The organism is Streptomyces sp. NBC_00400, from assembly GCF_036048035.1.
GTDB lineage: Bacteria > Actinomycetota > Actinomycetes > Streptomycetales > Streptomycetaceae > Streptomyces.
The window spans coordinates 7,765,226-7,790,344 of the sequence record NZ_CP107940.1 but is presented as its reverse complement, the minus strand read 5'-3'; the positions used below and the strand labels follow the sequence as shown (position 1 = coordinate 7,790,344).

Sequence of the window (25,119 nt, the reverse complement as noted above, 5' to 3'; positions counted from 1 at the left end):
TCACACCTCCCCGACGAAGGAGTACGGGACCCAGGGACCCGACAGCTCGACCTCTGCTCCCGTGCGGTGCCGCAGGCCCGCCACCGCGTCCCGCAGTCGCTTCTCGCATACCGACGTCACCAGGTAGGTGGCGTTCAGGACCTGCAGGCGGTGCTTCTCCCCCGTCATCTCCGGACTGTGCGGGCGCAGCCGGCGGGCCGCGGTGGCCAGGCGACTCAGGGCGGCATCGATGTCTTCGGCGGTCTGCAGCGCGCGGTCGTGCCGGTGTTCTCGCGCCTGGTGCAGCCCCCGTTTCCGCTCCAGGTACGCGCGGCCCGCTCCGCGTGGTGCCCGGCCGCCGTGCGGGAGAGGCGGGGCGGGTGCCGTAGCGGCGGGCGTGGGGGATGGCGTGGGGAGGTAGACCTTGACCCCCCATTCGGCGTGGTCTTCGATGCGTGCCAACACCGCGGTGAAGCGGTCCGTGTCCGCTTCCAGGGCCTGGCGTGCGCGCTCGTCCCCCCGGTAGAGCGTGGCCAGCGCCAGCGGTGCCGTGGGGCCGCAGACGGCGGCCGCGGTCACCACTTCGTGGTGAGCTCGTGCGCAGTGTTCCAGCTCCGCACGGTCCGACAGCCGCTGCTGCCATGCGTCCTCGCTGAAGTCGGCAGCGGGTACGTCCTGGACGACCGCCGTGAGGGCGCCGAACCGCAGACCGCGTACGGGAAAGCCTTCGGCGAGGCCGGCGAGCCCGCTGAGGGCGGCCGGGTCGAGCTGCCGGCATACGGCAAAGACGTAGGTCGCGGTAGCTCCGTCCGGGGTGCCGGGCTGCTCCGCCGGCGCATCGCTGCCCGTCGCGTCCCGCCCCGTCGCGTCCCGGCCGGTCGCGTCGCTGCCCGTCATGTCTCTGCCCCTGCCCCTGCCGTGTCCTGTGACCGGGACGAGGGCGGGCCACCGTCCTCGGCGGACTCCAGGGCTTCCACGCGCTCACGCAACCGGTGGTTCTCCTCCCGCAACTCGTTCTGTGCTGCCTTGGAACTGAGTGCGGGGTCGGTCTCCCACCAGTCGATACCGGCTTTCCTGGCGGTCTCCACCGACGCGACGAACAGCCGGAGCCTGATGGTCAGGAGCTCGATGTCGAGGAGGTCGATCTTGATGTCGCCGGCGATGACGATCCCCTTGTCCAGGACGCGTTCGAGGATGTCGGCGAGGTTCGAGGTGGTCGGGCCGTTGGCAGGAGGAGCGGCCCATCTCTCATCGACGTCGGTCACGTGGTCGCTCCTTTCTCTAGCTTTCTCTTCGCCGGCCCCGTCAGCTCTCGTACAGCAGGTCGAGCAGTTGCTCCTCTTCCCGTTCGAATGCCTCTTTGCCGAGGTGACCGGATTCGAATTCATGGTTGAGCGCGACGAGCCGGGCGCGGATCACGGACGGGTCGTGCAGCTCGCGGTCGGCCGCCTGGGCGAGTTGGTCGGCCACCCAGACCACACCCCGCACGGGCGCGAGCGGCAGGGTGAGTACACCGCTGATCAGCCCCACCTCAACGTCCCGCCCTCGCCCTTGGCCTCGCCGCGAGCGGCTGCGGTTCGAGGAAGCTGTAGCAGGGCAGCGGGCCCGCCACCCGGAGTTCGACGCGCTCGCGGTGGTGCCGGGCCAGGCGCTCCGCCTCCGCCATGAAGCCGGCGCTGTCACCCCGGTCCACCAGGAAGGACATATTGACCTGGCAGCCGGAAACCTCCGGCCCGGCGGCAACCGCGTGCGCCCGGGGCGTCAGCGCCCGCACGATCTCGTGCCCCGCTTGTGCGGCCCGGCGCGAGAGCGCGGTGGCCACCGCCTCGCCGAGGCGCATGTTCGCCTCGTAACCGGGCCGTCGGCGCACCGCCTCGCGCAGGCCGCGGATGGTGGCGTCCCCCGTGACGAGCGCGGCGAGCGAGTCGTCGGCGGGCATCGCTTTGACGTTGATCTCGACCCTTCCCGCGAGGTCGTCCAGGGCGGACAGATGCTGCTCCTCGGCGTCCGAGAGCTGCCGGCGGACCATTGCCTCGTCCGGTGCGACCATGCCGAACCGCATGGGCAGGACGGGCCCGGCCTCGGCGAGGGTCAGCAACAGCTCCTGGTGCGCCATGAGGTCGCGACGACGGGCGCGCAGGTTCGGCGGCGCCGGGCTCACGACCGCGGCGACGTGCCCTTCACCGATGCGCTCCACCGTCCCTGGCGGATCTCCCACTCCGCGCAGGTGCGAGGGCAACGGGTGACCGGCCCGGACGATGCCGTAGACGTAGATGCCGTCGTCCGTCACTGCTCATTCCTCCTCTGAGCGCCGTCGGCGGGAGGCGGCCCCGGACCGGGCGGAACTGCTGCGCCGCCGCCGCTGCGGCTGCGCTTCCTCCTCGGATTCGTCATCCGAGTCGTCATCGCCGCCCACCACCGAACGGACGGTGTTGCCGATGGATTTGGCGGCCTTTTTGGCCTTGTGCTTTCCGACGCTTTTGGCGGCCTGGCCGCCGAAGAGCTCCGGAACGGTCACGCTGCCCGAATCGTGCTCCAGATCCAGCCGGTTGCACGCCTCCGCAAAACGCAGATACGTATCGACGCTGGCCACCACGATGCGGGCGTCTATCTTGAGGATCTCGATCCCGACCAGGGACACCCGTATGAACACATCGATGACCATCCCCCGGTCCAGGATGAGTTCCATCACGTCGTACAGCGTTCCTGCCCTGGGCGGGCAGGGAATGACTTCGCCGGACAGTCCCGAATACGTTGTCGTAGCCATATGAGGTGCCCTTTCAGCTGGTCAGCGCTCCGCGTTCACTGGTCGGCCGCACCTCGTCGATAGCGGTGGGTCCGGTAGTACTCGAGCAGTTCGCCCTCGTCGTCGAGCTTCACGTCGTATGTCGCAAGAAGGCTCGTGGTATCCGGAATCCGCGCCAGCTCCAGCACATCCACCTCGACACACCAGCCGTCGTCGGTCCGGCGTACCGCGGAAACACCTTCCACCCGCTGGCTGATCAGACTCTGCAGCAATTCGGCGGCCCGGCGAGCCACTTCCCCGGGATCGCTTCCCGGCGTTTTCTTGTGCTTTCGGGCAGCCGTGGACGACCGAACCCGCGTTCGGGATTGTTCTGCCATACACCAAGTCTCATCGTCCCCCTGACCCGTGCATCTCCAGCGGGACCAAATGAGGTGCCATCGGTTTGACGCGACCGAATGAGGTGCCCCGAGACGACGACGCTGTGCCCCTGCCGGGGAAGCCCCCGCGACGGGCCGCTGCCGGTCGTTCGGCCCCGTCGACAATGGCTGATTTCCCGGTGTGGCCGGACCCGCCGGGGCAGGTTGGGTGAAGAGGGTCCGGACAGGGAGGGGCTCAGACGTGCGCATGTACGACTACATCATCGTGGGGGCCGGGTCGGCGGGGTGCGTACTGGCAGCCCGGCTCAGCGAGGACGAGAACACCTGCGTACTGCTCATCGAGGCCGGGCCGGCGGACGATGCCCAGGAGATCCATGTTCCGGCCGCCTTCAGCAAGTTGTTCCAGACCAAGTACGACTGGAGTTACCTCAGCGCATGCGAACCGGGCCTGGACGGCCGCCGCCGGTTCCTGCCCCGGGGCCGGATGCTCGGTGGTTCGTCGTCGATGAACGCGATGATCTACATCCGCGGCAACCGGCGCGACTACGACGCCTGGGCCGCCGCCGGCGCCGAGCAGTGGAGCTGGGACGACGTCCTCCCCTACTTCCTGCGCGCCGAGGACTTCCGGGGCAAGAAGTCACCGTGGCACGGCACCGGCGGGCCGCTGACCGTCAGCGAAGGCCGCTCCCGGCATCCGCTGATGGCTGCCTACGTCGCGGCCGCTCAGGAGGCCGGCCACGCCTTCACCGCCGACTTCAACGGCCCGGAGCAGGACGGTGTCGGCTACTACCACCTCACCCAGCGCGACGGCATGCGCTGCAGCACGGCCGTCGCGTATCTGCGGCCGGCCCTGGCCCGGCCGAATCTGGAGGTGCTCACCGGCGCCCGGTGCACCCGCATCCTGTTCGACGGCGAGCGCGCGAGCGGCGTCGAGCTGGAGCGGGGCGGCGAACTGCAGCAATGGCACGCCGAGCGGGAGGTGGTGCTGTCGGCCGGTGCGTACAACTCCCCGCAGCTGCTGATGCTTTCCGGCATCGGCGTGGCCGGTGAACTCGCGGCTCTCGGCATCACACCCCGGGTGGACCTCCCGGTGGGGGCCAACCTGCAGGACCACCCGCATGTCGGCCTCTCCTATCTGACCGACACCGCGACCCTGTTCACCGCCGAGACGCCGGACGCCGTGCGCATGCTGGAGACCGAGGGGCGCGGCCCGCTCACCTCCAATGTCGGTGAGGCCGGCGGCTTCCACCGCACCCTTGAGGAACTGGACGCCCCGGACATCCAGGTGCACGCCACTCCGGTGATGTTCCACGAGGAGGGCATCAGCCCCGTCACCGACCACGCCTTCATGTTCGGCGCGGTCCTGCTCAACCCCACCAGCCGGGGCAAGGTCTCGCTGCGGTCGGCGATCCCCAGCGCCGCCCCGCACATCCTGCACAACTATCTGGCCACCGAGGACGACCGCGCCACGATGCTGCGGGCGCTGAGGATGCTGCTGGACATCGCCGACCGCCCCAGTCTGCGCAAGCACCGCCGCGCCGACTTCCGCGTTCCCCGCACCACGGACGACGCCGGGCTGCTGGACTTCGCCCGTCGTGAGCTGCACACCTTGTACCACCCGGCGGGCAGCTGCCCGATCGGCCCCGTGCTCGACTCCCGGCTCAGGGTGCACGGGGTGAGCGGCCTGCGGGTGGTGGACGCCTCGGTGATGCCCACGGTGGTCCGGGGCAACACCAACGCCCCCACGATCATGATCGCGGAGAAGGCGGCGGACCTGATCCGCGACATCCCTGCCCCGGCCTGACGGGCCTGACCGGCAGGCCCGTGAGGCCGGTCCGGCCGGCTTCCCCGGCCCGCCCGGCCTGCCTCCCGGCTGCCCCGTACCTGCTCTCGTGCGCCTCCGCCCCCGCGCTCTTGCGCATACTCGGCCCGCGCTCCCCTGCACCCTGTCCCGCCCTCCCGCCGGAAGTGATCGGCCTCTCCCCGCCCCCCCTACGGCATGTAGGGTTCAGAAACCCTACGGCCCGTAGGGTGGAGTGTGGGAGGTGCTTGTGATGGACGGAGCGACTGCCGTCTTCATGCCCGCGCAGGCGGAGGTGGAGGAAATCTGGCCACGCGACGGCCGGATCCTCATCCGCGGAACGGTGGCGGGCGGGGACTCGTGGGAGGCCGGAACGCTGGTCGTCCGCGACCGGGAATCCAAAGGCCGGGAACTGCTTCTGCCGGCCGCCGGAGCGGACAGCCGGTTCGAGGCGTCGATCGGCCTCGATGAGCTGGCCGCCGCCTGCTCGGGGGCCGAGCAGACCTGGGACCTCTACCTGAAGCTTCCCGGGCTCGCGGAGGTGCTGCGGCTGGGGCGTCATCTGGACGACATCGCGGGCAAGAAGAAGATCTTCACCTACCCGGCCCAGGCAGTAGCGGGGATGTGGATCGAGCCGTACTACACGGTGAAGGACAACCTGTCGGTCGTCTGCCGTCGGGAGGCGTCATGAATATCCGCTTCCTGCTGCTCAACGCCTACACCGTCGGCGGCACCGTACGGACGGTGATCAGCCAGGCCAACGCGCTGGCCGCGGCGGGCCACGAGGTGGAAATCACCAGCGTGTGGCGCCGCCGGGAGACGCCGGCCTTCGCTCTCGACCCCCGCGTACGCCTGCGCCCGCTGCTCGATGTGTCCGCTGCCGCACCCGCCTGGCGCCGGCGCTGGGAGTCCATGGCCATGCGGGGGCCGAGCCGCCTGGTGCCGAAGGCGGAAGTGCGCTACCACCGGTTCAACCGGCTCACGGACCGCCGCATCGTGCGCTACCTCCAGTCACTGGAGGGCGGGATAGTGGTCGGGACCCGGCCGGCCCTGAATCTGCTGATCGCGCAGTACGCACCGGAGAGTGTGGCAAGGGTGGGGCAGGAACATCTGCACTATGCGCACCACAAAGCCGCCCTCGCCGACGCCATCCGGGAGTCCTACCCCCGGCTGGACGCGGTCACGGTACTCACCGCAGCCGATGAGCACGCCTACCGTTCGGCGCTGACCGTGTCCGATGTACGGATCGCCCGCATACCCAACCCCCTGCACGGCACCACGACCCCGCGTTCGACCCTGGGGCGTCCGGTCGTGGTGGCCGCCGGGCGGCTGGTCAAGTCCAAGGGATTCGACCAGATGATCACCGCCTTCGCCGAGGTCGCACGCGACCACCCCGGCTGGCAGCTGCGGATCTTCGGTTCGGGGCCCGAAAAACAGCGGCTGCGCGACCTCATCCACGCCCGTCACCTGTACAACCACGTCTACTTGATGGGCGCCACGGCACAACTGGACGAAGAGCTGACCAAGGCCTCGCTGTTCGTTCTCAGCTCGCGCCACGAAGGCTTCGGGATGGTGCTCGCCGAGGCGATGAGCCATGGCGTGCCGGTGATCAGCTATGACTGCCCGCAGGGTCCGAGGGAGATCATCACCGACGGCAAGGACGGTCTCCTGGTGCCGCCGGACGACACCGGCCGCCTCGCCGCCGCCATGTCCCGGTTGATCGAGGACGAGCCGCTGCGCAAGGAGATGGGCGAGCAGGCCGCCGCCTCCGCCCGGCGCTACGACACGGACCTGCTCCGGCCCCGGTGGGAGCGGCTCTTCGCCGACCTGCTCGACGCCAAACACGGGTCCGAAGTGCTCATCGCCTGAGCGCCCCTACACACCGTAAGGTGAGGGTCATGGTTGCCAGTAACTCCCGCGGCGAAGGCGAACGCCGCAGTTCCGGTGAGCTGGAGAGCGAGGTCCTCGCCGCGCTCTGGGCGTCCGAACAGCCGATGACCCCCACCGAGGTCCAGACGGACATCGGTGGTCTCGCCTACAACACGGTGCACACCATCCTCAAGCGCCTGTACGACAAGGGCCTGGTCGTACGCGATGCCGACGGGCGGCGCGGAGCGTATCGCCCGGCCAAGAACGCCGCGCAGCTGACGGCCGAAGTCATGCATCAGGCCCTGGACCGCGGGCCCGACCCCATCGCCGCGCTCCAGCAGTTCGTGACCGGGCTCAGCCCTGCGGAGGAACGGGCGCTGCGGGACCTGCTCGGCGAGGGCGGCGACGCATGAGGGTCGATGTGTACGTCCCCCTGGTGCTCGCGGCGCTGCTGGCAGTGGCGGGCCCGGGGGTGGGCCGGGTGCTCGCCCCCGCCTACGCGGCGCGGGCCCTGGTCGTCACCGGTGGAGTGACGGCAGCGACCTCGGTGTGGGCGCTGATGCTGCTGGGCGGCACCCTCTTGGACGACGCGCCGCCGGTGACGGCCGAGGCGCAGGAGAACGGGCTGCACCTCCCCGAGCCCGTCCCCGAGGTGATCGCCGTACTGGCGGTCGCCCTGCTCGTGTGCGGCGCATACCGGGCCTACCGGGTCGTACGAACCCATCGCTGCACGTTGCGCACCGTGCAGCGGCTGCGCGCGACGCACCCCGCGGACGGTGAACTCATCGTCGTCACCTCCGCCACTCCCCAGGCCTTCGCGCTGCCCGGCGCAGTCGGCCGGATCGTGGTCACCTCGGCGATGCTCGCGGGCCTGGATGCTCACGAGCGCCGGGTCCTGCTCGCGCACGAGCGCGCCCACCTGCGTCACCGGCACGACCGGCTACGGCTGGTGGCCGACCTCGCCGCGGCGGTTGTCCCGGTGCTCGTGCCCCTCCGGGACACGGTCACCTTCCTGCTGGAGAGATGGGCGGACGAAGACGCGGCCGAGACCGGTGCCGGACGCGAGACCACGGCCCGGGCGGTCGCCCGCGCCGCGCTGCTCTCGCACCGCAGCCGCCTCACCTCCGCGCTGCACCTCTCCCAGCTGGCGGTCACCCGCCGCGTCGCAGCCCTCCAGGCCGCACCGCTCCCCCGCACCCGGCTGCTGGCCGTTGCGGTCCTCGCCTCGGCGGTCCTCCCCGCCGTCGGGGCCGCTGACGCCACCGGTGACTTCCTCCGCTTCCTGAGCCAGGCCCTCACGCCCTGACGCTCTTACGTCTCAGCGCCCTCGCACCGTGGTGCGCTGACGCCAGGGCGCCCCCAGCCGGCCGCCGGCGCCGACGCAGGTGAAGCACGGGCGCGCCGAGCAGGGCGGCAACCGCGCGGCGGCAACCGCACCGCGACCGGGTCTCCCGGCGGCGGCCGCCGCCCCGTCCCCGTGAGCGGGTGCCTCGTGACGCGGTATCCGGCGCGTGCGCTGCGGCCCTCCCGGTCAACGTTTACCGCTCGCTCACCCCGTGCGACCCGGGCGTTGGCCGGAGCTCCTCTAGTTTCGGGAGAAAGGCCGCATTCCGGCCGACTCACTTCCCCGTGTCGAGGTGTTCCGCATGCGTCGTACCTTGTCCGCGCTCGTTACCGGCTTGGTGATCGCCACCGGAGGTGTGGCGTGTTCCACCTCCAGCGGCTCTTCAGCGCCCGCTTCGTCCGCTGCCTCGCACGAGACGAATCCGCCGGGCGATATCCCCGACAGTCAAGTGTTCGTGTCCTGGTCGCCGCCCGGTGGCGGTTACACGGTGAAGGTGCCCGAAGGGTGGGCGCGCCAACAGCACGGCCATGCCACGGTCTTCACCGACAAGTTCAACAGCGTCCAGGTCGAAAAGAGTTCCGCCGCGACTCCGCCAACCGTCAACTCCGTACGCTCCGTCGACCTGCCCGCCCTTCAGCGGGCCAGTAGCCACTTCACCTTGGGCAAGGTCGGTACGGTGCAGCGCTCCGGCGGCAAAGCGGTGCTGATCACGTACCGGACGGACTCGGCTGCCGACCCGGTGACCGGCAAGCACGTACGGCAACAGGTGGAACGCTACGTCTTCTGGAAGAACGGCAGCCGCGTGGTGCTGACGCTGTCCGGCGCGGTGGGCGCCGACAATGTCGACCCCTGGCACACCGTCACGGACTCCTTCCGGTGGTCGTGATGCGCCCCCGGCTCGTCGCGGAATCCCTGTACCGGTTCTTCCGCGCCGGCGCGGAGGAGACCTTCGCCCTCCAGGGAGTCGGACTGCAGGTGGCACCCGGTGAGATCGTCGCGGTGACAGGCCCGTCAGGGTCGGGGAAGACGACGCTGCTGAGCTGTCTGGCCGGGCTCGACGAGCCCGACGGCGGCATGGTGTACATCGCCGGCGAGCGGCTGTCCCATCAGCGAGAACACCTCCGCAGCCGACTGCGGGCCCGGTATATAGGGGTGCTGTTCCAGTCGGGCAATCTGCTGGAGCATCTGACGGTCGCCGACAACATCCGGCTGGTACAGCGGCTCTCGGCCGGACCGGACCACCGTGGGGCGAAGGATCTCCTGGAGCACATGGGCATCACAGAGCGTGCCGGTGCGCTGCCCCGGCAGCTGTCCGGTGGGGAGGCCGCGCGCGCCGGTCTGGCGGTTGCACTCGCCAACCGGCCGGCGGTGGTGCTTGCGGACGAGCCGACCGGTGAAGTCGACGGGGACACCGAGCGGCGGATCCTCGCGCTGTTGCGCGAGCGCGCGGCGGCGGGGACCTCGATGGTGGTGGTCACCCACTCCCGCGCAGTGGCCGCGGTCGCCGACCGGGTGCTGCGGCTGCGCGACGGGCGGTGGGTGTGATGGCCGGGGAGCCGCTGGTGGTCTGTACGGACGTGGCGCGCACCTACGGCAAGGGGCCGGCCGCGGTGGTGGCCGTGCACGGTGCGAACTGCGTGATCACCCCGGGGGCGCGGATCGCGGTGGTCGGGCCGTCGGGCTCGGGCAAGTCGACACTGCTGCACCTGCTGGCAGGACTGGACCGCCCCACCGCGGGGCAGGTCAGCCACCCCGGTCTCGCCCGAGGGCCGGTGCCCCGGCAGATCGGAGTCGTCTTCCAAGGGCCGAGTCTGCTGCCGCCGCTCACCGCGGCGGAGAATGTGTCCCTGCCGCTGTGCATCGACGGCGTGGCCGAGGATGAGGCCGCGGCACGGGCATGGAGCGCGCTGGAGGACCTGGAACTGGCCTCGCTGGCGTCGAAGCTGCCGGACGAGTTGTCCGCCGGACAGGCCCAACGCGTGGCCGTGGCACGGGTGTTGGCGCGACGGCCGCGTCTGATTCTCGCGGACGAACCGACCGGGCAACTCGACCGTGACAGCGCCCGGCACGTGATGGCGGTACTGACCGCGGCGTCCGATGCGCTGGGGGCGGCCGTGCTGGTGACCACCCATGATGCACGGGTGGCCCGCGCACTTCGCATCCAGTGGTACATGGCCGACGGCCGACTGGTGCAGCCTGAGCGGGCGCCCCGGGAGCGTGAGACGCGATGATCAGGATCTGGCTGTCCGGTCTGCTGCGGGTACGTGGCGGACGGCTGCTCGGTACGGCGCTCGGAGTGATGGTGGCTGTCGGGCTGCTGGCGGCACTCGGTGGCTTCCTGTCCACCACCCGGGCCACCATGACCTCGCAGTCGGTGCGTTCGGTGTCCGTGGACTGGCAGGTGCAGGTGGCCGACGGCGTGCACGCAAACGGCGTGCTGTCCACCGTGCGCGGCCTGGCCGGCACGAGGGCCGCGCTGCCGGTGGGATATGCGCAGACCAGCGGTCTGGCCTCCCGTGCGGGAGGCACCAGCCAGAACACCGGGCCCGGGGCGGTGCTCGGACTGCCGCCCGACTACGCTTCGACGTTCCCCGGGGAGATTCGGGTGCTTGCCGGACGGCCCCAGGGGGTGCTGCTCGCGCAGCAGACGGCCGCGAATCTGCATGCGGCCCCCGGTGACACCCTGAGCATCAAGCGGGCCGGCCTGCCCGCCGTCCCCCTGCGGGTGAACGGCGTCGTGGATCTGCCGCTCTCGGACTCGCTGTTCCAGAAGGTGGGCGCCCCGCCCCAGTCGCAGCCGTCGGCGCCGCCGGACAACATCGTGCTGCTGCCGCAGAAGACCTGGCACACCGTCTTCGGTCCGCTCGCCCGGGCGCGACCCGATCTGGTGCACACCCAGATCCACGCCCAGCGCAGCCACCTGCTGCCCGCCGACCCGGCCGCCGCCTACACCACCGCCAGTGGCAGCGCGCACCATGCGGAGGTGCAGCTGGCAGGTACGGGCCTGGTGGGCGACAACCTCGGGGCGGTCCTGGACGCGGCCCGTTCCGATGCGCTCTACGCGCAGTTGCTGTTCCTCTTCCTCGGAGTGCCCGGCTCCGCGCTGGCCGCGGCCCTGACCTGGGCCGTCGCCCAGGCGGGCGCAGGACGCCGGCGCAGGGAGCAGGCGCTGCTGAGGACCCGCGGCGCCACCGTGGGCCGGCTGGTGGGCCTCGCCGCTCTGGAGGCGGCCGTCGTGGCGGTGCTCGGCGCCGCCGGCGGACTGGGGCTGGCCGCGCTGGTGAACCGCACGGCGTTCCAGGCCGGCACGATTCCGTTGTCCTGGGCTCTGGCCGCCTGCGTGGTGGGCACCCTCGTGGCGGGCGCGACCGTGCTACTGCCGGCCCGGTCCGATGCCCGCCGGGTCACCGTCGCCTCGGGGCGCACGGCGATCGAGCGCCGCCCGGTACCACGTGCCGCATGGTGGGCGCTGGCAGCCGCACTGCTGGCAGGCTCGCTGGCCGTCTTCCACGCCACGAGCGGCACGAATTACGCCCTGGTCCTGGCCCCCGAGGGGACCCCCACCCTGTCGGTGGACTACTGGGCCTTCGCGGGTCCCGCCCTGCTGTGGGCCGGCGGTGCGGTGGTGGCCTGGCTGCTGACGGACCTGCTGCTGCGACGTGGCAGGCCCGTGCTTCAACGCCTGTTCCGCCCGGCCGCAGGGGCACTGTCCGGCACGGTCGCCGCCGGGCTCTCCCGGCAGAGCGGCACCGTGGTGCGCTCCGTGGTCCTGCTGGGGCTGGCCGTCGCCTTCGCCGCCTCCACCGCCGTCTTCAACTCCACGTACCGGCAACAGGCCCAGGTGGACGCGGTGCTGACCAACGGAGCGGATGTCACGGTCACCCAGCCGGCCGTCGGCCCCGGGGCTGCCGGAAAGGTGGCCGGGCTGCCCGGCGTACGGCATGTGGAACCGCTCCAGCACCGCTTCGCGTACGTCGGCGCCGACCTGCAGGATCTGTACGGTGTGCGGCCGGCGAGCATCGTAGCGGCGGGCCGGCTGCAGGACGGCTACTTCGCCGGAGGCACCGCCCGCGCCCTGATGGACCGGCTCGCCCACCGCCCCGACGGTCTGCTGGTCAGTGCGGAGACCGCGCACGATTTCCAGCTGCACCCCGGTGACCAGGTCCGGCTCCGGCTGACCGATGCGAGGACCGGGCACCTGCGCACCATCAGCTTCCACTTCGAAGGGGTCGTCAAGGAGTTCCCGACCGCCCCCAAGGACAGCTTCCTGGTCGCCAACGCCTCCTATGTCGCACGTACCACGGGCAGCAAAGCCGCGGGCACCCTGCTGACCGACACCGGCGGCACCGGCCAGCGGCAGGTCGCCGCCCGGGTGAAGCATGTGCTCGGGCCGAGTGCGCACGTCACAGACCTGCCGACCTCGCACACCGTCGTCGGGTCCAGCCTGACCGCGGTGGACCTCGCCGGGCTCACCCGGGTCGAGCTGGGCTTCGCCCTGGTGATCGGGGCGGCGGCGGGCGGTCTGGTGCTCGCCCTCGGTCTGGCCGAGCGGCGCCGCACCCTCGCACTGGCCTCGGTGCTCGGCGCGAAGGGCCGGCAGCTGTCGGGTTTCGTGTGGAGCGAGGCGGCGCTGGTGGCCGTGGCCGGCGGGGCCTGCGGTGCGGCCCTGGGCTGGGCCCTGGCGCAGATGCTTGTGAAGGTCCTGTCCGGGGTCTTCGATCCTCCGCCGGACCACGTGGCCGTCCCCTGGGCATATCTGTCGGCGATGGCCGGTGTCACGGTGGCCGCACTCGCGGTGGCGGCCTGGGCGGCCGTACGGCACGCCCGGCGCCCGCCGCTGACCGAACTACGGGAGCTGTGACGGCGCCGTCCCGGCCGGGGCCGCCAGAAGCCAGGTGAAGCAGGCATGCGGGCGAGGGCGGGCGACGAAGAGCCTGCCGCCCTCCGCCTCGGCCAGTGAGCGGGCCAGCGCGAGACCGATGCCGTGCCCGCCCGTGGCCTCGCCGTGACGCCGGACGAAGACATCGACACCCTCCGGAATGCCGTCGCCCTCGTCCTCGACGTCGATCGCGAGCACGCCCGCGGTCTCGTGCGCGCGCACGAGGACCGTTCCCCGGCCGTGTGCGGCGGCGTTGGCGAGCAGCACGTCGAGGATCTGACGGGCGGCCCGCTGCGAGCCGACCGCCGGGGGCAGATCGTCCTCCGCCGGCACGTCCAGGCGGCGGCCCTCGGCGGCAAGCACCCCGTGCCAGCGCCGCTCGGCGTCCGTGAGCACCGCCGGGACGTCGAGCGGCGCCCGTTCGGGCACGTCCCGTGCCAGCGACAACAGGTCCGTGAGCGTCGCTTCCATCCGCTCCAGCTGCAGCAGCGCGGAACGGATCGCGGCATCGGGGCCGGCGCCGGACACCAGCGACGATTCGAGTTCCAGGCGTACTCCCGTGAGCGCGGTGCGCAGCTGGTGCGAGGCGTCCGCGCTGAAGGCCCGTTCGCGCCGCAGGAGATCCTCGATGCGGGCGGCCGCGCGGGCCAGCGCGGTGGCGACCTCGTCGGCTTCCGGCAGTCCGGTGGGCCCGGCCCGCGCCGCGAGGTCGCCGTCCTCCATCTCCCGGGCGGTTCCGGCGAGGGTCTCCAGCGGGCGGGCCAGCCTCCTGCTGGACCGCAAGGCCAGCAGGACACCGACACCGACGGCGATCCCGGCCAGCGCCAGCATGCCGGCCCAGGTCACCGCGGCGCGCTGCAGCGGTTGAGCGGACGGTGAGCTGACGCGCACGATCGCCCGCACCTGTTCGGAACCGCCCGCCGGGACGGCCGCCACCAGGCTGTCGCCGATGCGCCGGGTGTGGACGTCGCCTGCTGCGGCCTGCCGTACCAGGGGGTCGCCCTGACCGGGTCCGGTGCCCAGGACGCGGCGCCCGTCGGGTGTGTACACCGCGATACGGGTCCCGCCTTCGGTCCGCGGCAGTTCGATGGGGTCGCGGGGGTTGTGGAGCTGTGCGGGCAGGCTGAGCGCGACCCGCTCGCCGAGCTGTTGCAGCTCCTGCTCCTCATCTTGCTGGTAGAGGCGCAGGGCGGCGGCGCCGAGCGGCAGGGCGAAGAGCAGTACCGCACAGGCCACGGCCAGGAGAGCTGCTCTCAGGATGCGACGGCGCACGGGCTGTCCCCCTTCTCCTTCACGCCTCGCCGGCGGGGGTGTCAGGGCCCCGGGGAGTGATCGAGGCGGTAGCCGAACTGCCGCAGTGTGGTGATCCGCACCAGGTTGCCGAGCTTGCGCCGCAGTGCGGCGACATGGACGTCCAGCGTTTTGGTGGGACCGAACCAGTTGGTGTCCCAGACATCGCTCATCAGGTCCTCACGGCTGACGGCCTGCCCGGGATGTGCCGCCAGCCGCACCAGCAGGTCGAATTCGCGGGGCCGCAGTTCGATCTCTCCCTCGGGGGTGAGGCAGCGGCGTGCCGCGCGGTCGATCACCAGGGATCCGAGCTGGAGGCGCGCCGGTGAACCGTTCGTGTCATGGGAGGCCCGCCGCAGATGGGCGCTCACCCTGGCCTGGAGCTCGGTGAGCCGGAACGGCTTGGTGAGGTAGTCGTCGGCCCCGCATTCCAGGGCCTGGATGACGTCCATCTCCGCGGTCCGGGCGGTCAGCACGACGAGTACCGCATCCGGAGCCCGCTCGCGCAGCTGCCGGGTGAGTTCGAAGCCGTCGATGTCGGGCAGCCCCAGATCGACGAGTAGCAGGTCGGCCGGCTGCCTGCCGATGTCCTCCAGGGCGGCGGCGCCGTCCGCGCACCAGTGGCTGTCGTGGCCGAGCACGCGCAGTGTGGCGATGAGCCGGCTGCCGATCGTCGCGTCGTCCTCGATGACCATGATGCGTGCCACCCGATCACGCTACCGCGGTCCCGCCGGGCGGGCACGGGTTCGGCGCCCTGTCCCGGAACACCACCGCTCGCTCGGATCACCGCTGTGCCGGCCGGGCCGGACCTGAACGGATCCTGAACCCGCCCCCGGCGCCCTCGCCCTCGTTCACGGGAGCAGGGCGGGCCGGGGAGTACCGGCAAGACGATCACGCCAGTTGCCCGGCAACCCTCCTGCCGGCGCCTGTCAGATGGAGGCGCGTTGGCGCCGGCCGCCGGACAGTTCACGGGGTAGCGGGCGGCGAAGTCGCCGGGGAGGCCGACGTCGCCGAGGAGTTCGCCGCCCCGGGCCGGCATGGAAATCCGCCTCCGCCGGCGCCTGGTGGGTGTGCCCCTTGTGCGTGAAGGCGACTTCCGGCCCGACGGCGCGCAAGCCGTCGGCATTCGGTCATCAGCGCCGCGCCGGCCCGGGGCGTGGGGTCGGTGGCGACTTCGGCGAGCAACTGATCGGCGGTCATCCGGAGTTGAGGGTGGAGCCGGGGTCCTGTCCGACGTAGGCGATGCGGTGGCGGCACAGGGCGCGCAGGCCGGCGGGGGCGAGCGTGAACACGTTCCGGCCGAGGGCCTCGACGGAGCCGGACGTGACCTGAGCCCCGTGCGGGACCTTATCGGCTACGGGGCCATCGGCCTGCCCGCCGCTGGGCTCCTGGGCTACGCCGCCGGACTCCACACCCTCGGCATCCGGCTCGGCCTGCTCACCGGCCTCGCCGCCACCGCCATCCTGCTGCTGCGCCGCTACACCGCGAGCCTCCGCGCACAGTTCACGGCACAGCAGACGGTGCCCGCCGGGTGAGAGCACCGACGGAGCGAGCAGCCCGCAAGGGGCTCATTCGCCCCTCAGCAGCTCCGCAGCCGTGTCCTTGAGCCGGAGCTGCGGAGCCATTCGGGTGAACCGCGAGGACGGGCAGCACCCGGGCCACTGCCGTGCCGCGGGCACCTGGGCCCCGGCCGAGCGGAGGACACCGCCCCGGCCGTGGCGCGGGTCGCTGATGTCCCGGCGGGCGCCGGCGCCGGGCCCCTCCTAGATTGACCCCATGGGGCCGTGCACGGCAGGAGGATGGGCAGGGAACCCGTGAGGAGACCGGAGCTCGATCATGCGGCGCTGTTCGCCGCGACACCGAGCGCTTGCCTGGTCCTGGACCCGGACCTGGTGATCGTCGACGTCAACCACGCATACCTCCACGCCACCGGACGCACCCGGGACGATCTGCTCGGGCAGTACGTCTTCGACGCCTTCCCCGACAACCCCGCCGACCCCGACGCCGAAGGGGTGCAGAACCTGCACCCCTCGCTGAACCGGGTACTGGCCTCCGGGGAACCGGACACCATGGCGGTCCAGCGGTACGACATCCCCGTGACCGACCAGCCGGGCCTGTTCGAGGAGCGCTGGTGGTCCACCATCAACACCCCCGTCATCAGGCCGGACGGCACGGTGGCATGGATCATCCACCGGGTGGAGGACGTCACGGCGTTCGTGCACTCCCGCCGCTCCCGTCAGATGCCCGGCGGGCAGCTGAGCGAGCGCGAGGAGGCGATGGAGGCCGAGCTGTACGTCCGTGCGCGGGCGCTGCAGCACCTGAACGAGGAGCTGCGCCGGGCCCACGCCCGCGAACGCCAGGTGGCGCTCACCCTCCAGGAGTCCATGCTCCACTCCCCCGACCTCGCCCGGCACCGCAACATCGCGGTGCGCTACCTCCCCGCCATCGGCTCACTGAACGTCTGCGGCGACTGGTACGACATCGTCGACCTCCCCGGGGAGGTCTTCGCCGTCGCGGTCGGCGATGTCGTCGGCCACGGCCTGGAAGCCGCCGCCGTCATGGGGATGCTCCGCAGCGCCCTCAGCGCCGCCGACCGCTCCGTCGAGGGGCCCGCCCAGGCGCTGAAGGTGCTGGGCCTGTACGCCCGCTCCGTCGACAAGGCCCTGGCCACCACCGTCGTCCAGGCGCTGATCGACACCGGCCGCCACGAGGTCGTCTACAGCAGCGCCGGCCACCCACCCCCCGTCCTGCTGCGCGCCGACGGCACCCACGCGCTCCTGGACCAGGCCACCGACCCGCCCCTGGGCGCCCACTCCGAAGACGAACCCCGCCCGCAGGCCCGCCTCCCGTATGCCTCCGGCGACACCCTCGTCCTCTACACCGACGGGCTCGTCGAACGCCGCGACGAGGACATCGACGCCGGCCTCGCCCGCCTCACCGACGCCCTCTCCCGCTACAGCCGGTTCAGTCCGGAACGCCTCGCCGACGCACTGCTGACGCGCCTAGGCGTCAGCGCCGGCGCCCGCGACGACATCGCCCTCGTCATCGTCCGCCTGTGACCGCGGGGGGCGCCGACGAGTACGAGTACGAGTACGAGTACGGCGGGAGTCATGCATCGTCAGCGAGAGTCCGCAACCCGACCAGCGGATGCAGCTGCGAGATGCGTCACGCACGATGGGAGTAAGAAGATCCAGATCCTCGAACCGCTCGGGGGGACCTATGACGGAGCATCCAGGGCTTTCTCGCGCGAACCGTCGTGCGCCGCAGAACTGCTCAGCACGGCCGCCTGCCGCAGCCGGCCCGCCCGGCTGCCCACGCCGCATGTCCGCGGCAACCACCACGCGGGGCTTCCACGCCGTGCTCCCTGCCGCGCTCCCCGCCGTGATCCTGACCCTTGTCGTGGTCCTTACCGGTGTCGGGGCATTCACCGGCACCGCCCGGGCGGACAGCACCCGGTCCCGGACGACTGCGGCTACGACAGCGGCCTCGGCCCCGGCCGCCCACCGTGCGGTCGCCCCGAGTCAGCCCGCGCCCGAGCCCTCGGATGTGGTCCAGACGTATTTCCATGTCATCAACGACCGTGATTTCGTGGCCGCTTGGGCGATCGGCGGGCGGCAGCACATCGCGGGCCGGTCGTACGACGCCTTTGTGGCGTCCTTCAACACCGTCTCGAAGTTCGACGTCACGATCGAATCGGTGGAGGGCAACAAGGTTGCGGTCGAGCTGGACGCCACACAGACCGATGAATCCCATCGTCACTACGCCGGCACCTACACCGTTGTGGACGGCGTGATCGTGGCCGCCGACATCCACCCCAAGTGACCGTACGAGTACCCCGGCCCTCACCCGCTGTCAGAACCTCGGCCCTCTCCCGCCCCCCCACGCAGGTCTCTTTGAGCCGGCTCCCTCGTGCCCGGTGTCGCCCGGGGTACGCGGCACGAGCTGACTTACCGTGGCCGGGTGACAGCAAGTGCAGGCAAGCGCGCATGCCGCCGTGACCTGTGGGCGGTTGCCGGTGCGGTGGCGCTGTGCGTACTGGCGGCGGTCGTGGGACGCGTCATCAACCGGACCATTTATGGTTCCGAGGGCATTCTGCGGCTGGGCTGGCCCCCGTTGTACGCATGGTGGCTGCCGCACGCCGGCCCCGGCACTCCGGCGGCGGTGGCCGTCGCCGCGCTGGTGGTGGTCCACGGCCCGTCGACCGCACGGCGTCTGCCGTGGCGGGAGCTGGTGCCTGCCGTATGGGCCGCGGCGATGGCCTGGACGTGGTCGCTCGCGCTCGTGGACGGGTGGGGCCGTGGCGTCGCCGGGCGGCTGACCACAAGCCTGGAGTACCTGCAGTCGGTCGACGACGTGCACGATGTGGGCGCTTTTCTGCGCGACTTCACCCACCACATTCTGGTCGGCTCGCCCGGCCTCTGGCCGGCGCATGTGGCCGGTCATCCGCCCGGCGCGCTGCTGACGTTCGTCGGCCTGGACCGGATCGGGCTGGGCGGCGGCGCCTGGGCCGCCGCCTGGTGCCTCACCGTGGGGACCTCCCTCACCGCGGCCGTCCTGGTGACCGTCCGTGCGTGTGGGGGTGAGGAACTGGCGCGCCGGGCCGCCCCGTTCCTCGTGCTGGCCCCCGCGGCGGTATGGATCGGCGTCAGCGCCGACGGCTACTTCGCGGGCGTGGCCGCCTGGGCCCTCGCCCTGCTGTCCATGGCGGCCACACGGAGCACGCGGGTACCGCGCCTTGCCGCCCTGGGCGCGGGGCTGCTGTTCGGCTGGGCCTGGTACCTGTCCTACGGCCTGACCCTGCTCGTCCTCCCCGGGGCCGCGGTGCTGCTGATCGCGCGCTCGGTACGCCCGTTGCCCTGGGTACTTCTGGGCGCGCTGGTGTGGGTGGTGGCGTTCACCTCGGCCGGCTTCTCGTGGCTGGAGGGCTATACGACCCTCGTCGAGCGCTACTACCAAGGCGCCGCGAAGGTACGCCCGTACAGCTACTTCCTCTGGGCGAACCTGGCGGCCCAGGTAGGGAGCGTGGGCCTGGCCACCGTCGCCGGGCTGCGCCGCGCCGCCGGCCCGCTGTGGACAGCGGTGCGCGGCATCCGGCGCGAGGCGCCGACCGGGCGGGGTGCCCTCGCCGTTCTGGTCGCGGCAGGGGTGTGCATGCTGCTGCTCGCGGATGTGTCCGGGATGAGCAAGGCGGAGACCGAACGGATCTGGCTGCCCTTCGCGGTGTGGACGCTGCCCGCGTGTGCGCTGCTGCCACGCCGCTTCCATTCCTGGTGGCTGGCCGCGCAGGGGCTCCTCGCCCTGCTGGTCAACCATCTGTTGCTGACCGGCTGGTGACCGTGGCCGGCGGCCACCACTGACGACCGGCACGCAGCACGCGCGCCTGCTCCTTTACTCCTTCCGCTCCGGGGGCGCCGGCGGAGGCGGAGCCGAGGGAGGCGGAGCCGGAGGAGAAGGCGGCGGTGGCGGCGACGGGGGTGGTGCCGGAGGTGGTGCCGGAGGCAGCGGACTCTCGGATGGTGCACCGGCCGCGTACGTGCGCCACAAGGCGATCAGCAGACACACCGCGGAGGCCGCAAAGAGCGCCGCCGTGATCAGCAGCCAGCGGCCCCAGAACACCTCGGACGGCAGGGCGGTGTACAGCGAGAACTCCGGGACCCTGCGCAGGATGAGCGGATACCACACCAACAACAGCAGGAGGGCGACGAAGGCGGGCACCCGGAGGTAGTTGATCCCGCCTGCCACCACGGGCGGCGGAGTGTCCGCGGGCGCCGGACCTTCCACCTCGCGCCGCCGACGGCGCGGGCGCCGGACGAGGCGTTGTGCCACGCGGTCGGTGACGGTGTAGAGGGGCAGGAACACCAGGTCGTGCAGGAGGGCCGCGCCGACGAACCAGAGGAGGACACCGAGGGTGTCTCCGGTGAGCAGCCGCACGCCCGCGTACCCGGCCAGGAAGAAGGAGCACAGGACGAGGAGGAGGTGGAGCAAAGACGCCCCGTAGCGGGCGCGGAAGCCCTTCACGCGGTGTCCCCGAAGGTGAGGCGGGTGACCCATTTGGTGTTGTGCACACCGGGGTTGGCGGGGACGATGATGCGCGCCGGGTATCCGTGGTCCGGGGAGAGGTCGGCGCCGTTGACCCGCAGGGCCAGCAGCGATCTGGCATCGCGTACCTGGTTGTCGCGCAGATGCGTCGAGCGGAAGGCGCCGGCGCGCTGCACGGACTCGACGAAGACGCCCGGTGGGCCGTGGCGCAGTCCGACGAGGGCGGCGAGGTCCGTCAGCCGGACGCCACTCCAGTGCTGGTCGTCGGTGGACCAGCCCTCGACACAGGCGATGGGCAGGGCGGCCGTGTGCTGCGGGAGGGCGAGGAGCTGTGCGCGGGTGCAGCTCGTCTCCCGGCCGTTGCCCCGTACGACCAGCCGCCAGTCGGGGCCGATGTCGCGGGCCCGGATCCCTACGCTCGCCGCGGTCTTGTTGATCTGGAAGCCGTTGGGCCCCCGCCCCGGCTCCTGGCCGCGCGGAGCCAGCAGCGCGGTGCGGCGGAGGGAGCCGCCGATGCTCTGCCCGGCCGTGACGAGGAGCAGGCCCAGCGATCCCGCACCCACCAGGCCGAGAGCGCCACGCCGCGACGTGGTGACAGGCGCGGGGTGCGGGGTCACCAGCCCGGTGCTGTCGGCCGGTTCGCTGGTCGTCCGGGCGGCGGGGGTGCGCAGACGGCGGCTGCGCAGGGCCTTTGCCATCACGGGGACACGGAAGGCGATATGGACGAGGAAGGCGCCGATGAACACCCAGGCGCCGTAGAAATGCAGGGTGTAGAAGGAGCCCGGGAAGATGTAGTGCAACTGGATGTTCAGCACGCCGGTGGCGAACTCGAACAGCGCCCCGCCCACGAGCAGCAGCAGCGAAAGCCGTTCCAGCGCATGGCTCGGTGAGCGCAGCGGCGGCCAGGAGAACAGCTTCGGGATGACCGACCACAGCTTCGCCAGCAGCACGGGGATCAGCACCACACCGAGCGTGACATGGATGCCCTGGGTGAGGCGGTAGAGCCAATACGGGCTGGTCGGCCAGGAGAAAAGGTAGAAGCCCAGCCAGCCCTTGCCCGGTGTCTGGTCATTGCCCGGAGCCAGATCGGGGTTGTAGGCGGCGTAGGACAGCAGTCCGGTGACGAAGAGCACAGGGATGCCGACGAGCAGGACCAGCCCGAAAACCGAGGTCAGCCACGGCCCCCGCAGGGGGCTGCGCCAGAACGCGGGGCGTGCCGGACCGGGCGGCGGACCGCTTGGCCGGCGAAGAGGACCGGCGGTGGGGTGGTGGTGCGGCCCGTCGTCGTGGTCGCGCGGCTCCATGGCATCCCTCCGCCGTTTCCGGGCCGGCTCCGCCGGCCACCCAGGGAAAAGATATGCGGCAAGAGGTAGATATTGCGCGAACCAGGACGTTTCGCCGACCGTGCGGCACCACCTGCCGAGGAATGGCTTGCCGGCTCCGCGCTCTACTCCGAAGCCTCCAGCTCCTGCCCGGAGGTGTCATCCCGCAGGTAGGCGAGCCGGTCGACCACCTCGACGACCCCGTCGACGCTTTCGCACAGCCGCACGGCAATCGGGACAAGGCTCTTGTGGTCCACCGTGCCGGTGAGCGTCACCGTGCCCTCCGCGACATCGACCGTGACCGCGGACGGGGACACCCCGAGCGTCCGCGTCAGCACCTCCTCCAGCACCTCCTCCTGGATGGCGCGGTCCCGGCGCAGAAACAGCCGCACCAGGTCGCTGCGGCTGATCACACCGATGAGACGGCCGGTGTCATCGACCACGGGCAGCCGCTTGACCTTCTTCTTCTCCATCGTCCTGGCCGCTTCGACGACGCTCCACCCGGGTCGGGCCACCACGGCGGGGCTCGTCATGATCGCTTCGGCGGTGGTCGCCCCGAGCTTGGCGAGCTGCCTGCGCAGCAGATCGGCCTCGGACACCACACCCACCGGCCGCTCGTCCTCATCGAGGACCGGGACGGCGGTGATGTCGTACTCGTCGAGCAGGTGGGCGATCTCCTTGAACGGAGTGCCCCGCTGGACGACGACGGCGTGGGGTGTCATCAGGTCGGCGACGCTGCGGTGCCTCATCTTCGGCCAGTCCCTCCGGGTGGTGCACGGGCCGGATCTCACCGGCCTCACGGGCGGGGAATCCGGTACGGACAAGCCTGCCTCGCACCGGTGCGGTGTGCGCAGGGCCCGACGCGTCCGGCGCGTCCTCGGCCACGCGCGATCGCAGGGAACGGTCATTCGTGCGGCACCACCGCGATCGGGCAGGTCACATGGTGGATGGCGGCATGCGCCACCGGGCCGACGCGTGGCGCGAGCGGGGGCCGGTGCAGTTTGCGGCCGACCACCAGCAGTTCGGCCCCGAAGACCGACTGGACCAGGGCTCGGGTCGGGCTCTCCGGCAGAACGGTCCGCTGCACCGGCACCTCGGGGAATCGCTCACACCACGGACGCAGCGTGTCCTGCAGCTCGGCATCCGCTTCCTTGGTGAGTTCCGTCGCGGCATCGGGGTCCAGGCCCCACGGGGTATAGGCGTACACGGGGAGCGGGCGCCCGTGGACGGCCTGCAGCGAAAGCCCCCGGCTCGCCGCGGCGTCGAAGGCAAAGCCGAGCATCCGCTCGCACGGGCCGTTCAGACTGAGGCCCGCGACGATCCTCGCTTCGGGGGCCGGCGGGCCGTCCGGCGGTTCGTGACGCGGTGGTTTCGCGCGCCCGCCCGCCTCCCGGACGAGAACGACCGGCCCTTTGGCCCGGCCCACCACGTTCAGGCTCACATCGCCGAGTACATAGCTCTCCCAGGGCCCGAGCGCCCGCGATCCGAGCACGACCATCCGCGAATCGCCGGCCGCGCCCAGCAGCGCCGGTTCGGCCTCCGCCCCCACCAGGTCCTCGATGATCTGCAGACCGGGATGGCGTTCGCTCACCTCGTCCCGGGCCCGGCGCACGACCGCCCGGGCACCGGCGTTCCGGTCCCGGTCCGCGGGCGTGTGCGGCGCCTCGGCGGCCAGCAGTATCCACGCATGGAGAAGCCGAAGCACCCACTGCCGCCGGTCCGCTTCGTCAGCGGCCCAGTGCGCGGCCGCCAGGCTCTCCGGCGAACCGTCGAGTCCCACGGTGATGACTTCCGGCTCCATGGCCGCCTCCGACCGGGTACGACGTCTCCGCCCCACGTCCCCATCGTGGCCCCGATCGCCGCAGCCTGCCAGGCCGTACGGGTCCCGCGGCTGCGGCACGGTGACACCAGGCCCGCCTGCCGTGCGGACCGTCCGCGGGCCGTGGGTGCCGGCTGCCGTCAGGGGCCGGCGGACGGGCCCGGGCCGGCCGGGCCCTTGCGGAGTTCTTCGTTGAGCCGCCGGGCTTCGTCGAGTTGGTCTTCGAGGGTGACGATGCGACAGGCGGCGTCGACCGGGGTTCCCTGGCCGACGAGTTCGCGGACGCGCGCGGCGATCCGCAACTGGTGGCGGGAGTAACGGCGGTGGCCGCCCTCGGAGCGGAGCGGAGTAATGAGCCGGGCCTCGCCCACCGCCCGCAGGAAGGCGGGCGTCGTGCCGATCATCTCCGCGGCACGCCCCATGGTGTAAGCGGGGAAGTCATCGTCATCGAACTTGTCGGTGACATGCGGGCGGGGCTCTGGGGTCACGTGCACCTCTTTGCTGGACGCGTCGAAGGGCCCTGGCGCATACGGCACCGGGCCCTGAGGTCGTCAACACCCTCTGCCGGCACCGCGCACCGGCCGGACTTGCCCGGCCGGGACCGTTGCCGCTCCGGGTCCCGGATACCCCGGCGGGGCATACCGCAACAGCAGGCACTTTCGTTGACTACAAGAGAAATGTTAACCACAGGGATTTCGAATGTCTAACGCGGCCGACATAGATTTCCGGCGTCGCCACGATCCGATCGGAGTGACGGGGGCCGACTGGCGGGGAAGGAGCGAGGAGGGACCGGCTGTGCACGGGAGCCAGGCGGGCGGGAGCAGGTGGCGGACTGCGCTTCCCGGCCGGAGAGCCGGTGCGCCGATGGCGAATATCTGGTGCCGCAACGACAGAAATACCTGCCGGGCCGGTGGGGATTTTTCCGGCTGGAATGGGCGGGAGCAACAGCCGCGCAGGGCCGCCGGTGCCGTGCTAGTGTCGATCTCAGTTGCAGTTGTGGTTCCCAAAGACTTGACGCTACCTCGCCGGCTTTCCAGGCCGGCGAGGAATGCTTTTGTATTTCCGGTTTTCCGGAGGGGCAATCATCGCGGCGACGCGGGGTCCGCACAGTGCGGCCCCGGGCACTGCCCCGAAGGAGATATGACATGGCTACTGGCACCGTGAAGTGGTTCAACTCGGAAAAGGGTTTCGGCTTCATCGAGCAGGACGGCGGCGGCGCTGACGTCTTCGCCCACTACTCGAACATCGCCACCCAGGGCTTCCGTGAGCTGCAGGAGGGCCAGAAGGTGACCTTCGACGTCACGCAGGGCCAGAAGGGCCCGCAGGCCGAGAACATTCTCCCCGCCTGACACTGACGCGTCACACCGCAGCTGGGGCCCGCACCTTGGGTGCGGGCCCCAGCTCGTTGCCCTTTGCGGAATGCGCTGTGCGTGCCGTCGCGGCCGCACGAGCGACAAGGGGCAGCCTGTTCGGCGCCGAAACCGCAGCCTGCTGCGGCAGCACGGCAGCCCGTCCAGTCCGGTGCTCCGGCACCGTGTCCGCCTCCCTTTGCGGCGGCACTTTTTCACGCGTCGGCGGTCGATTCCGCCCCGCCTCGTTCCATCTGTTTTCTACGGTCCGTGCTGCGATTCTTTTGTGTGTGGCTGACAGCTG

Annotated in this window: 27 protein-coding genes; 14 read left to right on the top strand and 13 right to left on the bottom strand. The window is 71.4% G+C overall.

Annotated elements, in window-relative coordinates; genetic code table 11:
- Genes OHS81_RS34285 through OHS81_RS34260 form a run of 6 tightly spaced genes read right to left on the bottom strand, consistent with a single transcriptional unit; the run spans position 1 to position 3,102 of the window.
- Positions 1-876 carry a GvpL/GvpF family gas vesicle protein gene (locus OHS81_RS34285; RefSeq protein WP_328389804.1) on the bottom strand — a complete coding sequence of 292 codons (876 nt, stop codon included), beginning with the start codon at positions 874-876 and terminating at the stop codon, positions 1-3.
- Entirely contained in the window at positions 873-1,244 is a 372-nt protein-coding gene (locus tag OHS81_RS34280) for a gas vesicle protein (protein ID WP_328389802.1), read from the bottom strand. The genes OHS81_RS34285 and OHS81_RS34280 overlap by 4 nt, the downstream gene beginning before the upstream one ends.
- 40 nt (positions 1,245-1,284) lie before the next feature.
- Positions 1,285-1,509 (bottom strand): gas vesicle protein GvpG, encoded by a 225-nt coding sequence (locus OHS81_RS34275; protein WP_328389800.1) that lies wholly within the window; start codon positions 1,507-1,509, stop codon positions 1,285-1,287.
- A 1-nt stretch (position 1,510) separates the two neighbouring features.
- A complete protein-coding gene (locus tag OHS81_RS34270; RefSeq protein ID WP_328389798.1) occupies positions 1,511-2,269 on the bottom strand; it encodes a GvpL/GvpF family gas vesicle protein in 759 nt (252 codons plus the stop codon).
- Positions 2,270-2,272: 3 nt separating this feature from the next.
- Complete coding sequence (gene gvpJ, locus OHS81_RS34265) at positions 2,273-2,746, bottom strand: gas vesicle protein GvpJ (RefSeq protein ID WP_328389797.1); 474 nt, start codon at positions 2,744-2,746, stop codon at positions 2,273-2,275.
- Between the two features lie 35 nt (positions 2,747-2,781).
- On the bottom strand, positions 2,782-3,102 hold the full coding sequence (locus OHS81_RS34260; protein WP_129292565.1) for a gas vesicle protein GvpO: 321 nt from the start codon (positions 3,100-3,102) through the stop codon (positions 2,782-2,784).
- A 247-nt stretch (positions 3,103-3,349) separates the two neighbouring features.
- Here OHS81_RS34260 and OHS81_RS34255 point away from each other — a divergent pair, with 247 nt between their 5' ends.
- The 9 genes from OHS81_RS34255 to OHS81_RS34215 all read left to right on the top strand — a co-directional run bounded on the left by OHS81_RS34255 (position 3,350) and on the right by OHS81_RS34215 (position 12,978).
- Complete coding sequence (locus OHS81_RS34255; RefSeq protein WP_328391625.1) at positions 3,350-4,906, top strand: GMC family oxidoreductase; 1,557 nt, start codon at positions 3,350-3,352, stop codon at positions 4,904-4,906.
- 250 nt (positions 4,907-5,156) lie between these two features.
- Positions 5,157-5,594, top strand: a complete 438-nt coding sequence (locus tag OHS81_RS34250; RefSeq protein WP_328389793.1) for a hypothetical protein — start codon at positions 5,157-5,159, stop codon at positions 5,592-5,594.
- Complete coding sequence (locus tag OHS81_RS34245) at positions 5,591-6,772, top strand: glycosyltransferase family 4 protein (RefSeq protein WP_328389791.1); 1,182 nt, start codon at positions 5,591-5,593, stop codon at positions 6,770-6,772. Before OHS81_RS34250 ends, OHS81_RS34245 begins: the two co-directional genes overlap by 4 nt.
- A gap of 29 nt (positions 6,773-6,801) precedes the next feature.
- Positions 6,802-7,185: a BlaI/MecI/CopY family transcriptional regulator gene (locus OHS81_RS34240; RefSeq protein ID WP_328389789.1), complete on the top strand. Its 384-nt coding sequence runs from the start codon at positions 6,802-6,804 to the stop codon at positions 7,183-7,185.
- Positions 7,182-8,078 carry a M56 family metallopeptidase gene (locus OHS81_RS34235; RefSeq protein ID WP_328389787.1) on the top strand — a complete coding sequence of 299 codons (897 nt, stop codon included), beginning with the start codon at positions 7,182-7,184 and terminating at the stop codon, positions 8,076-8,078. Before OHS81_RS34240 ends, OHS81_RS34235 begins: the two co-directional genes overlap by 4 nt.
- Before the next feature lie 340 nt (positions 8,079-8,418).
- Positions 8,419-9,003 carry a hypothetical protein gene (locus OHS81_RS34230; protein WP_328389785.1) on the top strand — a complete coding sequence of 195 codons (585 nt, stop codon included), beginning with the start codon at positions 8,419-8,421 and terminating at the stop codon, positions 9,001-9,003.
- On the top strand, positions 9,003-9,662 hold the full coding sequence (locus OHS81_RS34225; protein WP_328389784.1) for an ABC transporter ATP-binding protein: 660 nt from the start codon (positions 9,003-9,005) through the stop codon (positions 9,660-9,662). Before OHS81_RS34230 ends, OHS81_RS34225 begins: the two co-directional genes overlap by 1 nt.
- A complete protein-coding gene (locus OHS81_RS34220) occupies positions 9,662-10,348 on the top strand; it encodes an ABC transporter ATP-binding protein (RefSeq protein WP_328389782.1) in 687 nt (228 codons plus the stop codon). The genes OHS81_RS34225 and OHS81_RS34220 overlap by 1 nt, the downstream gene beginning before the upstream one ends.
- A complete protein-coding gene (locus tag OHS81_RS34215; RefSeq protein WP_328389780.1) occupies positions 10,345-12,978 on the top strand; it encodes an FtsX-like permease family protein in 2,634 nt (877 codons plus the stop codon). The genes OHS81_RS34220 and OHS81_RS34215 overlap by 4 nt, the downstream gene beginning before the upstream one ends.
- On the opposite strand, the gene OHS81_RS34210 is transcribed toward OHS81_RS34215, so the two are convergent.
- Both OHS81_RS34210 and OHS81_RS34205 read right to left on the bottom strand, forming a co-directional pair.
- Positions 12,964-14,268, bottom strand: a complete 1,305-nt coding sequence (locus OHS81_RS34210) for a HAMP domain-containing sensor histidine kinase (protein ID WP_328389778.1) — start codon at positions 14,266-14,268, stop codon at positions 12,964-12,966. The genes OHS81_RS34215 and OHS81_RS34210 overlap by 15 nt on opposite strands.
- A gap of 41 nt (positions 14,269-14,309) precedes the next feature.
- Positions 14,310-14,993: a response regulator transcription factor gene (locus OHS81_RS34205; RefSeq protein WP_328389776.1), complete on the bottom strand. Its 684-nt coding sequence runs from the start codon at positions 14,991-14,993 to the stop codon at positions 14,310-14,312.
- 630 nt (positions 14,994-15,623) lie between these two features.
- On the opposite strand from OHS81_RS34205, the gene OHS81_RS34200 reads away from it, so the two are divergent.
- From OHS81_RS34200 to OHS81_RS34185, 4 genes are all read left to right on the top strand, one after another.
- Positions 15,624-15,821: a hypothetical protein gene (locus OHS81_RS34200; protein ID WP_328389774.1), complete on the top strand. Its 198-nt coding sequence runs from the start codon at positions 15,624-15,626 to the stop codon at positions 15,819-15,821.
- A 264-nt stretch (positions 15,822-16,085) separates the two neighbouring features.
- A complete protein-coding gene (locus OHS81_RS34195) occupies positions 16,086-17,345 on the top strand; it encodes a PP2C family protein-serine/threonine phosphatase (RefSeq protein ID WP_328389772.1) in 1,260 nt (419 codons plus the stop codon).
- 262 nt (positions 17,346-17,607) lie between these two features.
- Positions 17,608-18,108 (top strand): hypothetical protein, encoded by a 501-nt coding sequence (locus tag OHS81_RS34190; protein ID WP_328389770.1) that lies wholly within the window; start codon positions 17,608-17,610, stop codon positions 18,106-18,108.
- A gap of 138 nt (positions 18,109-18,246) precedes the next feature.
- Positions 18,247-19,620 (top strand): hypothetical protein, encoded by a 1,374-nt coding sequence (locus tag OHS81_RS34185; protein WP_328389768.1) that lies wholly within the window; start codon positions 18,247-18,249, stop codon positions 19,618-19,620.
- Between the two features lie 54 nt (positions 19,621-19,674).
- On the opposite strand, the gene OHS81_RS34180 is transcribed toward OHS81_RS34185, so the two are convergent.
- The 5 genes from OHS81_RS34180 to OHS81_RS34160 all read right to left on the bottom strand — a co-directional run bounded on the left by OHS81_RS34180 (position 19,675) and on the right by OHS81_RS34160 (position 23,888).
- Complete coding sequence (locus tag OHS81_RS34180) at positions 19,675-20,304, bottom strand: hypothetical protein (protein WP_328389766.1); 630 nt, start codon at positions 20,302-20,304, stop codon at positions 19,675-19,677.
- Positions 20,301-21,629 (bottom strand): molybdopterin-dependent oxidoreductase, encoded by a 1,329-nt coding sequence (locus tag OHS81_RS34175; RefSeq protein WP_328389765.1) that lies wholly within the window; start codon positions 21,627-21,629, stop codon positions 20,301-20,303. The genes OHS81_RS34180 and OHS81_RS34175 overlap by 4 nt, the downstream gene beginning before the upstream one ends.
- A 143-nt stretch (positions 21,630-21,772) precedes the next feature.
- Complete coding sequence (locus tag OHS81_RS34170) at positions 21,773-22,396, bottom strand: CBS domain-containing protein (protein WP_328389763.1); 624 nt, start codon at positions 22,394-22,396, stop codon at positions 21,773-21,775.
- Between the two features lie 155 nt (positions 22,397-22,551).
- Positions 22,552-23,448, bottom strand: a complete 897-nt coding sequence (locus OHS81_RS34165; protein ID WP_328389761.1) for a universal stress protein — start codon at positions 23,446-23,448, stop codon at positions 22,552-22,554.
- A gap of 158 nt (positions 23,449-23,606) precedes the next feature.
- Positions 23,607-23,888: a helix-turn-helix domain-containing protein gene (locus tag OHS81_RS34160; RefSeq protein ID WP_328391623.1), complete on the bottom strand. Its 282-nt coding sequence runs from the start codon at positions 23,886-23,888 to the stop codon at positions 23,607-23,609.
- Positions 23,889-24,611: 723 nt separating this feature from the next.
- Between OHS81_RS34160 and OHS81_RS34155 the strand changes: the two genes are divergently transcribed.
- Positions 24,612-24,815, top strand: coding sequence for a cold-shock protein (locus OHS81_RS34155; RefSeq protein WP_042152846.1), 204 nt, complete (start codon positions 24,612-24,614; stop codon positions 24,813-24,815).
- Positions 24,816-25,119 lie beyond the last annotated feature (304 nt).